The organism is Nocardia sp. NPDC003726, from assembly GCF_053586955.1.
Genome location: NZ_JBSFNF010000045.1, coordinates 20116 through 30573 on the forward strand (window position 1 = coordinate 20116; position 10458 = coordinate 30573).

A 10458-nucleotide genomic window follows, 5' to 3' on the forward strand; every position below is an offset into this window, starting at 1 on the left:
CGGTACCGGCGTGCTTGTCGGTGCGCCGGTGCACACTGAACCCATGGCCCAGTTCTCCCGCGCGACCCAGGAGTGGTTCGACGGCGCGTTCCCCGCGCCGACCTCCGCTCAGCTCGGGGCGTGGAAGGCGATCGCGGCGGGCGAGCACACCTTGGTCGTCGCGCCCACCGGGTCCGGCAAGACCCTCTCGGCGTTCCTGTGGGCGATAGACCAGCTGGCGGGCCGGGAGCGGCGGCCGGAGCGGGCGGGCACCTCGGTGCTGTACGTGTCCCCGTTGAAGGCGCTGGCGGTGGACGTGGAACGCAATCTGCGTGCGCCGCTGGTCGGTGTCACGCAGACCGCCAAGCGCCTGGGACTACAGCCCCCGGAGATCACCGTCGGCGTCCGCTCCGGCGACACCAGCGCGTCGGATCGGCGGTCCATGCTGCGCACCCCGCCCGACATCCTGATCACCACGCCGGAGTCGCTGTTCCTCATGCTCACCTCGGCCGCGCGCGAGACGCTGCGGGAGGTGCGCACGGTGATCGTGGACGAGGTGCACGCGATCGCCGGCTCCAAGCGCGGTTCGCACCTGGCGCTGTCGCTGGCGCGACTGGATCTGCTGACCGAGCGGCCCGCCCAGCGCATCGGGCTGTCGGCGACGGTACGGCCGCCGGAGGAGGTGGGGCGGTTCCTGGTCGGCAACGCGCCGATCACGCTGGTCGCGCCGCAAGCGCCGAAGACGTTCGACCTGTCGGTGCGCGTGCCGGTGGCGGACATGACCGAGCCGGGCGACTCCGACCAGCCTGGATCGATCTGGCCGCACGTGGACGAGGCGATCGTCGACCTGGTGCTCGAGCACCGGTCCTCGATCGTGTTCGCGAACTCCCGCAGGCTGGCCGAGCGGCTCACCGCCCGGCTGAACGAGGCGTACGCGGCGCGGCTGGGCGAGCCGGTGGAGACCGAGCACAAGCCGCCCGCCCAGCTCGGCCCGTCCACCGAGGTGATCCACGGCGCCGGGCCGTTGCTGGCGCGCGCGCACCACGGCTCGGTCAGCAAGGAGCAGCGAGCGCTGATCGAGGACGATCTCAAGAGCGGGCGGCTGCGCTGCGTGGTCGCGACCAGCAGCTTGGAACTGGGCATCGACATGGGCGCGGTGGACCTGGTGGTCCAGGTGGAGGCCCCGCCATCGGTGGCGAGCGGGTTGCAGCGGATCGGCCGGGCGGGGCATCAGGTCGGCGAGATCTCGCGCGGGGTGATCTTTCCCAAACACCGCACCGACGTCATCCACTGCGCGGTGGCGTCGCAGCGGATGACGGCCGGGCAGATCGAGGCGATCCAGATCCCGGCGCATCCGCTGGACATCCTCGCGCAGCAGACCGTCGCCGCCTGCGCGCTCGACCCGATCGACGTCGACGCGTGGTTCGACGTCGTGCGCGGCACAGGCAGTTACGCCTCGCTGCCGCGCTCGGCCTACGAATCGGTGCTCGACCTGCTCTCCGGGCGGTATCCCTCCGACGAGTTCGCCGAACTGCGTCCCCGGCTGGTCTGGGATCGCGACGCGGGCACCCTCACCGGGCGGCCCGGCGCGCAGCGGCTGGCCGTGACCTCGGGCGGAGCGATTCCCGATCGCGGCATGTTCGCGGTGTACATGGTGGGCGAGAAGGCCTCGAGGGTCGGGGAACTCGACGAGGAGATGGTGTACGAGTCCCGGGTCGGCGACGTGTTCGCGCTCGGGGCGACGAGCTGGCGGATCGAGGAGATCACCTTCGATCGGGTGCTGGTGACGCCCGCGTTCGGGCAGCCGGGCCGGTTGCCGTTCTGGCACGGTGACGGGCTGGGTCGCCCCGCCGAACTCGGCGCGGCGCTCGGCGAGTTCGTGCGCACGGTCGCGCAGGACCGCGCCGCAGGACCGGCGAGTGCGGAGAAGACGTCGCGGCGCGACGGCGGTACACCGCCGAAAACGTCCAAAAGAACTCGCGCGCAGTCGTTTCCGAAGAGCATCGACACGGGCGGCGCGGCTGCCGTAGCGGTGCAGGAGCCGGTCGCGGACCTCATGCTCTCCGCCGGTCTGGACGACAACGCGACCGCCAATCTCCTGACTCTCCTGGACGAACAGCGCACCGCGACCGGCCACCTGCCCACCGACCGCACCCTGGTGGTGGAGCGGTTCCGCGACGAACTCGGCGACTGGCGGCTGGTGCTGCACTCGCCCTACGGCCTCCCGGTGCACGCCCCGTGGGCGCTGGCCATCGGCGCGCGGTTGCGGGAGCGGTTCGGCGTCGACGCCGCGCCGAACGCCTCCGACGACGGCATCGTCGTGCGGCTGCCCGACACCACCGACGATCCGCCCGGCGCCGAACTGTTCGTCTTCGAGGCCGACGAGATCGACGACATCGTCACCGAGCAAGTGGGCGGCTCGGCGCTGTTCGCCTCCCGATTCCGGGAATGCGCCGCGCGCGCACTGCTGCTGCCGCGCCGCGACCCGGGCAAACGAGCCCCGCTGTGGCAGCAGCGGCAGCGCTCGGCCCAGTTGCTGGACGTGGCGCGCAAGTTTCCCGAGTTCCCGATCCTGTTGGAGACGGTGCGCGAATGCTTGCGCGACGTCTACGACCTGCCGTCGCTGCGCGAACTGCTCGGCCAGGTGGGGCGGCGGCGGATACGGCTGGTCGAGGTGGAGACCGCGACGCCGTCACCGTTCGCCAACGCTCTGCTGTTCGACTACATCGGGCAGTTCATGTACGACGGCGACAGCCCGCTGGCCGAGCGGCGCGCCGCCGCGCTGTCGCTCGATTCCGGCCTGCTCGCCGAACTGCTCGGCCGGGTCGAGCTGCGCGAACTGCTCGACGCCGCGGTCATCGAGCAGACCGAGCGCGAACTGCAGCGGCTCACCCCCGAGCGGCACGCGCGCGACGCCGAGGGTCTGGCGGATCTGCTGCGGCTGCTCGGGCCGCTCACCGCCGCCGAAGCCGCCGAGCGCTGCGAGGACGACCCCGTCGGCTGGTTCGAGAGCCTGGTGTCCGCCCGTCGTGCGCTGGAGGTCTCCTTCGCGGGGCGCACCTGGTGGGTCGCGGTCGAGGACGCGGCCCGGCTGCGCGACGCGCTCGGGGTTCCGCTGCCGATCGGCACGCCGTCGGCGTTCATCGAGCCGGTGGCCGATCCGCTCGGCGATCTGATCGGCCGCTATGCCCGCACCCACGGCCCGTTCGGCACGGAGGCGGTGGCGGCCAGGTTCGGCCTCGGCACCGCGGTCGCCGCTACCGCGCTGCATCGGCTCGCCGCGGAGAAACGCGTGGTCGAGGGCGAATTCACGCCGGGGGCGGCCGGGTCGGAATGGTGCGACACGCAGGTGCTGCGCCGACTGCGCCGCAGGTCGCTCGCCGCCGCGAGACATGAGGTCGAGCCGGTCTCGACCGCCGCGTTCGGACGATTTCTCCCGTCCTGGCAGCACGTCGGCAGTGGCGAGCTGCGCGGCGTCGACGGCGTAGCGGCCGTGGTGGAACAGCTCGCGGGCGTGCCGATCCCCGCGTCGGCCTGGGAATCGCTCGTCCTGCCCGCGCGGGTGCGCGACTACACCCCCGCCATGCTCGACGAACTCATGGCGACCGGCGAGGTGATCTGGTCCGGGCACGGCGCGATCACCGCCAAGGACGGCTGGATCGCGCTGCATCCGGCCGAGCAGGCGCCGTTCAGCCTCGCGCCGCCGGACGACATCGAGCTCACCGAGGTCCAGTTGCGCCTGCTCGCCGCGCTGGGCGCGACCTTCGTGCCGTGGACGCCACCCGGCCGAGCGGAAGATCGAGTGCCCGTGCCGTTGGACGAGCCGGATCCGCCCATCGGCAGCGCGGCCGACGGTCACGGCGCGCACCGGCGCTCCGATGTGGCCGAGCCCCCTGGTAGCGCCACACCGAACGGGTCGGGCGACGGCCGACGTGGAAGACGATCACCGGTCGGTCCGGAAGACGCGGCCGGTGTGGGGAATCCGGTCTCCGCTGCTCCCGCGGAACGCCTGATCCCCGTGCCGCAGGGCGGCGGCGCGTACTTCTTCCGCCAGCTCTCCGACGCCACCGGCCTGCTCGACGACAGCGCGGCGGCCTCGGCACTGTGGGAACTGGTCTGGGCCGGAATGGTTTCCGGTGACACGTTCGCGCCGGTGCGAGCACTGCTGTCCGGCACAACCCGGACCACCACGGCCCACCGCACGCCCCGGCGCGCGCCGCGGGGGCGGGCCTACCTGCCCCGGCCGAGCATGCCCACCCGTTCCGGCCCGCCGTCGGTCGCCGGGCGCTGGTCCCTGCTCCCGGAGCGGATCTCGGACAACACGCTGCGCGCCCACGCGACCGCGGATCTGCTCTTGGAGCGCTACGGCGTGCTGACCAGGGGGTCGGTACAGAACGAAGGCGTACCGGGCGGGTTCGCGCTGATGTATCGGGTGCTCACCGAGTTCGAGGACCGTGGCCGCTGCCGTCGCGGCTATTTCGTCGATTCGCTGGGCGGCGCGCAGTTCTCCACCACCGATGTGGTGGACCGGCTGCGCTCCTTCGACCCAGAACGCGCCCGTCCCGAGTCCAGGGAGCCCACCGGCACGGTGCTGGCGCTGGCCGCCTGCGATCCGGCGAACCCGTACGGCGCGGCACTGGCCTGGCCGAAGAGCGACGTCGAGGGCGGGCATCGCCCGGGACGCAAAGCCGGGGCGCTGGTCGTGCTCGTCGACGGCGAACTGGTCTTGTACCTGGAGCGGGGCGGCAAGACCCTGCTCACCTTCACCGAGGACCCCGACGCCCGCCGCGCCGCCGCCGCGGCGCTCGCCGACCTGGTCCGCCGCCGCAGGGTGGACTCGCTGGTCATCGATCGGGTCAACGGAGAGACCGTGCACGGCAACACGTTCGCCGGATTCCTCACCGAAGCGGGTTTCTCCGCCACTCCGCGCGGCCTGCGCCTCCGGAGCCGCCCGTGAGCCCGCGACCCTACGCCGACGCACCGGAGTCGCCCCATGCCTGAGGGGGACACCGTCTTCCTGGCCGCGAAGCGGCTCCGCGCGGCCTTGGTGGGAAAAGAACTGACGCGCAGCGATTTTCGTGTCCCGCGGTACGCCACGGTCGACCTGCGCGGTCAGGTGGTCGAGAGCGTCGGCAGTTACGGCAAGCACCTGTTCATCCGGACGCCGATCGTGAGTGTGCACACCCATTTGAAGATGGAGGGCAGCTGGCGGGTGTTCCACTGCGGTCAGCGCTGGACGAAACCCCGCGTCGCCGCGCGGGTGGTGTTGAGCACCGGGGATGTCGAGGCCGTCGGATTCTCCTTGGGCACCGTCGAGGTCGTGCGGGTACGCGACGAGCACCGCGTCGTCGACCATCTCGGCCCCGACCTGCTCGGCCCGGATTGGGATGCGGCGGAAGCCGTCCGGCGACTGGAGCGGTATCCCGACCAGCCCATCGGCGTCGCCCTGCTGGACCAGCGCAATCTGGCCGGTATCGGGAACATCTTCCGCAGCGAGGTCTGCTTTCTGCGCCGCGTCCACCCCGCGACCAGGGTGGGGGATGTCCCGGATCTGCTGGCCTTGGTCAACGAAGCACATCGCATTCTCACCGAGGCGGTCGCGAAGCCGCCCCGGCGCCCTCTGGCCTATGGCCGTACCCATCGCCCGTGCCAGCGCTGCGGCACCCCACTCGTGGCCGGCCTACTCGGTGACAGCGCACCGGATTACGACCGGGTGGTGCAGCGGGAGCGCGGCATCTTCTTCTGCCCTCGCTGTCAGCCTGTTCCGGCGGAATGATCGTTTCTCCCGGCATCCGGACGCAGTGATCCGCCGCTCCGGTGAATCGCTGTGTCCCAGTCGATATCAGCCGACAACTCTTGACGCGCACCTCCCGCCCACCTAACTTACAAATTGTCAGTTATGACGGGAGGCAGCATGAGCGACCCACGGCGATACGTGGTGATCGGTGGCGGACTGGCCGGGCTCGCCTCGGCGGTCTGGCTGGCGGAGGCGGGCAAGCAGGTCACCCTGCTCGAGCGCAGAGGCAGGCTCGGCGGACGCACCCACGCCATGCGCGCCGAGGCGGTGGACGATCCGCCGGACAACGGCCAGCACGTGATCGCCAGCGGATACGACCACCTGTTCCGCTATCTGACGAGCGTCGGCACACGCCAATACGTCGCTTTCCCCCACGGCGGCACACTGCGCTGGCCCGGCGGGCGCAGCGTCACCATGCGCACCAAAGGAATCGCCGCACTGCGCACGCTGTCCGGCGCGCATCCCGACGCGAACCCGCTCGAGCGCGTGCGCGCGACGATCGCCACGCTCCGGCTCGGCTGGCAGTGCCTGCACCAACCCGCCGACCTGCCCGACCTCACCACGGAACAATGGTTCGACCGGGTCGGCATGCCCGCCAAAGCCCGTGAGGCATTGTGGGATTGGCTGGCCCTCGGCATCGCGGCGGAGCCGGTGCAGCGGGAGTCGGCGAAGGTGTTCGCCGATGTACTGGCCACCGGCATCCGGCTGGGCCTGCGTCACCGGCAGGCCGTCGACATCGGTTATCCCACCACCGATCTGGACACGTTGTATGTCACCGGGGCGCTGCGGGTCTTCGAGAAGCACGGTGTGGAAGTGCGCTACCGGGCCGTTGCCCGCCGTATCCATATCGCGGACGGAAAGGTGACGGGCGTCGCGTTGGCCGACGGCAGCACGATCCCGGCCGACGCGGTGGTGTGCGCCGTGCCCAACTCGAACATCGGCGGCTTGCTCGACGAACTGCCCGAGCACGCCGAGATCTACGCGGCGGCCGACAAACTGGGTTACACGCCGATCGTCAGCACCAATCTCTATCTCGACCGCCCGCTGGGGACCACGGCCGAGTTCGAGGCGCTGATCGGAGGCACCGGCGTCATCGACGAGGTCTTCGATCGCCAGCGGATGACCGGGCGCAGCACCGAGAAGGCATGGCTGTACTGCCTGACCACCAGCGGCGCCTACGAGCAGATCCACAAGTCCAGCGACGAGATCGTCGCCGAGCAGATGGCGTTGCTTCGCCGCTACTATCCGGCGGCGCGAGCGGCGAACGTGGTGCAGGCCCAAGTCGTGCGCATGCCGAAAGCCACCTTCTCGCAAGTCGTCGGCAACCACGCGTTGCGACCGGACCAGCGCACTTCGGTGCCCACCTTGGCGCTCGCGGGCGACTGGACCGCCACCGACTGGTCGGCGACGATGGAGAGCGCGGTGCAGAGTGCGGCGCGGGCGGTCGAACTGCTGCTCGAGCTACCTTCGACGGCGTGACCACGGATCGCTCCACGGCCGAGCGCGGCACCACCGAGGCGCGGCCCAAGCGCAGGATGTCCGCCGCCGACCGCCGCACCCAACTGCTGAACGTGGCGCGCGACATCGTCGCCACCGAAGGCTTCGGCGCGGTCAGCATCGAGCGGGTTGCCCGCGAGGCGCGGGTGGCTCGCGCGCTGGTGTATCAGCAGTTCACCGATCTGTCCGGGCTGACGTCGGCGCTGCTGGACCGCGAATCGGCCATCGCGTTCGCCGGTGTGCGCAGCGTGGACTGGGATCACGGTGACGTGGACCGGGTCGGCCGCGGCATCCTCGACTATCTGCACGCCGCGCCGACCAGCTGGCGCATCATGCTCAGCCCGTTCGACGGCGGGCCGCCGGAGCTGCGGGAGCGGCTCTCACTCGGTCGCGCCTACGCGCGTGCGATCGGCGCGCGCCACCTGTCCCGCTATCTCGGGGTCACCGTGGATCCGAACGGCCCGACGGAGCGAATCCTGCTGGCCGCCATGGAGGAACTGGCCCGGCTGCACCTCACCGACCCGATCGAGTACCCGGACGAACTGGTACTGCGCTACCTGCGCTCACTGGTCGCCTGGGCGATGGGGGTGGAAGCGCGCGCCGACCGGGACTGATCACCGCTCAGCCCTCCGACGGCACCGGCTCCAGAATCTGCGGGCGCGGCTCGGGCGCGGCGATCCGCAGGGCGTCGGCGGAGGCGTCGTCCGGTTGGGTCTGCGAGCGGATCTCCGCCTCGACCCGCGCCTGATAGGTGCGCACTTCCCGGTCGATCTCCTCGTCGTCCCAGCCCAAGACCGGCGCGACCAGCCGGGCCACCTGCTCCGCGCAGTTGGCTCCGCGATGCGGATACTCGATCGAGATCCTGGTCCGGCGGGCCAGGATGTCGTCGAGATGCAGCGCGCCCTCGGCCGCCGCCGCGTAGACCGCCTCCACCTGCAGGTAGGACGGCGCGTCCGTGATCGGTTGCAGGAGTTCGGGCTTGTCCTCGGCGAAGGCGATGACCTCGGAGATCAGCGACCCGTATCGCTCCAGCAGGTGCTTGATCCGGTACGGATGCACCCCGTAGCTCTCGGCCAGCTGCACCGTCTGATTGACCAGCGCGAAATAGCCGTCGGCGCCGAGCAGCGGAACCTTTGCGGTGATCGACGGCGAGACGCGGGCCGGAATGTCCTGCGCCGCTTCGTCCATCGCGTCGATGGCCATCACGCGATAGGTGGTGTACTTGCCGCCGGCGATGCCGACCAACCCGGGCGCGACCCGGGCGACGGCATGTTCGCGCGAGAGCTTGGAGGTCTCGTCGCTCTCCCCGGCCAGCAGCGGGCGCAGGCCCGCGTACACGCCGTCGATGTCGTCCGGCGTGAGCGGCTGGACCAGCACCTCGTTCACCCGTTCCAGCAGGTAGTCGATATCGGCCTTGGTCGCGGCCGGATGCGCGAGGTCGAGATTCCAGTCGGTGTCGGTGGTGCCGATGATCCAGTGCGCGCCCCAGGGGATGACGAACAGCACCGAGGTCGCGGTGCGCAGGATGATCGCGGTGTCGCTCACGATGCGGTCGCGGGGCACCACGATGTGCACGCCCTTGGAAGCCCGCACATGGAACCGGCCGCGCTGATGCGACAAGGCTTGCACTTCGTCGGTCCACACGCCGGTCGCGTTGATCACCACATGGCCACGGACCTCGCCCGCGCGTCCGTCCTCGGTGTCGCGCACCTTCACGCCGACCACCCGGTCGGCCTCGCGCAGGAACCCCACCACCTGCGTGGACGTGCGGATCACCGCGCCGTAGTGCGCGGCCGTGCGCGCCACCATCATGGTGTGGCGTGCGTCGTCGACGACCGTGTCGTAGTAGCTCACACCCCCGATCAGCGAATCGCGCCGCAATCCGGGCGCCAGCCGCAACGCGCCCGCCCGAGTGAGATGCCGCTGTCCCGGCACGGATTTCGCCCCGCCCATGGTGTCGTACAGCACCAGGCCCGCCGCCACGTACGGCCGCTCCCACACGCGATTGGTCAGCGGATACAGGAAGCGCAGCGGCTTGACCAGGTGCGGCGCCAGCATGGACAGCGTGAGCTCGCGCTCGCGCAGCGCCTCGCGCACCAAGCCGAACTCCAGCTGCTCGAGGTACCGCAGCCCGCCGTGGAACATCTTCGACGACCGGCTGGATGTCCCGGACGCGAAATCGCGGGCTTCGACCAGCGCGACCTGCAAGCCCCTGGTCGCCGCGTCCAGCGCGATGCCTGCCCCCACCACGCCCCCGCCGACGACGACCACATCGAAATGATCCTTGCCGAAGCGCTCCCAGGCCGCCCTGCGCTGCTCCCGCCCGAGAAGCTGCGATTCCGGTTTCTTGGCCATGCTCGACTCCTCCAGCCGACGCGGATGTGTCCGATCGAGCGTTCAGCTCCAGGCTAGGCGAAGCCGCCGCGAATCGACCGCCCGCGCCCCGATCCGTGTCGCCCGCCCTACTCATCGGTAACAAGTTCAACCCTAACCGAGAGACGAACCATTCCCCGGCCCAGTGAGCTACCCGACACCGCGCCCCACGCACCACCAAGCCCATCGACCGGATATCCGCGCCCACGCCTCAGCGGTCACCCGCACATCGAGTCATGGGCGGCCACCGCACCCCTGTGCGACCGGATCGAGACCGAGCATTGCTCGATTCGCAGCCAAAGCATGTCCGATCGACCGCACGAAGTCCTCGCCGTGGACCGAGCGGGCCTCGGACACGCAGAGCACCACCCACCCGACTCGCACCCAGCAGCCAGTAGCCAGCACGCACAAACCACCGAAGCGACCTCCCAGCCCACCAGGCGCCTACAGACCACGACGGCCCTGCTCCCCACGGCCACTTGCGCACGCCATGAGTCCCCAGACCGGTCGAGCTGACATCCGACCGCGCAGCGCATGACGTCCAACGAAGAGGCACCGACGCCCCAGCTCATCCCCACCACCCCGCTGAGGGAAGCCAGACCGAGCCTGCGCCGTTCGCGGCCCGGGTCGCGTCCGAGCCGATACCGGCCACCACAGACCGCGTGCGCTCGATACCGACCTTCGACATCTACGCGCCCAACCCACCGCAACCACGTCTTTCGAGCGAAGCGAGACCGAGCATCCGCCGTTCGCGGCCCGGCTCGCGTCCGAGTGGCCGCCGCGTCCGCGACGAAGTCGCCAGCGGCGGTCGC

5 protein-coding genes are annotated in these 10458 nt (G+C 70.7%); 4 read left to right on the forward strand and 1 reads right to left on the reverse strand.

The features are described 5' to 3' along the window. The first annotated feature begins 43 nt into the window (after positions 1 to 43). The 4 genes from ACWDMM_RS32685 to ACWDMM_RS32700 all read left to right on the forward strand — a co-directional run bounded on the left by ACWDMM_RS32685 (position 44) and on the right by ACWDMM_RS32700 (position 7887). Positions 44 to 4936, forward strand: a complete 4893-nt coding sequence (locus ACWDMM_RS32685) for an ATP-dependent helicase (protein WP_449941364.1) — start codon at positions 44 to 46, stop codon at positions 4934 to 4936. 36 nt (positions 4937 to 4972) lie between these two features. Further along, complete coding sequence (locus tag ACWDMM_RS32690; protein WP_449941366.1) at positions 4973 to 5755, forward strand: DNA-formamidopyrimidine glycosylase family protein; 783 nt, start codon at positions 4973 to 4975, stop codon at positions 5753 to 5755. 138 nt (positions 5756 to 5893) lie between these two features. Continuing rightward, complete coding sequence (hpnE, locus tag ACWDMM_RS32695; RefSeq protein ID WP_195080528.1) at positions 5894 to 7255, forward strand: hydroxysqualene dehydroxylase HpnE; 1362 nt, start codon at positions 5894 to 5896, stop codon at positions 7253 to 7255. Positions 7256 to 7311: 56 nt separating this feature from the next. Next, positions 7312 to 7887: a TetR/AcrR family transcriptional regulator gene (locus tag ACWDMM_RS32700; RefSeq protein ID WP_195080637.1), complete on the forward strand. Its 576-nt coding sequence runs from the start codon at positions 7312 to 7314 to the stop codon at positions 7885 to 7887. A 7-nt stretch (positions 7888 to 7894) separates the two neighbouring features. Here ACWDMM_RS32700 and ACWDMM_RS32705 read toward each other — a convergent pair whose 3' ends face one another. Continuing rightward, positions 7895 to 9628: a glycerol-3-phosphate dehydrogenase/oxidase gene (locus ACWDMM_RS32705; protein ID WP_449941370.1), complete on the reverse strand. Its 1734-nt coding sequence runs from the start codon at positions 9626 to 9628 to the stop codon at positions 7895 to 7897. Positions 9629 to 10458: the final 830 nt, after the last annotated feature.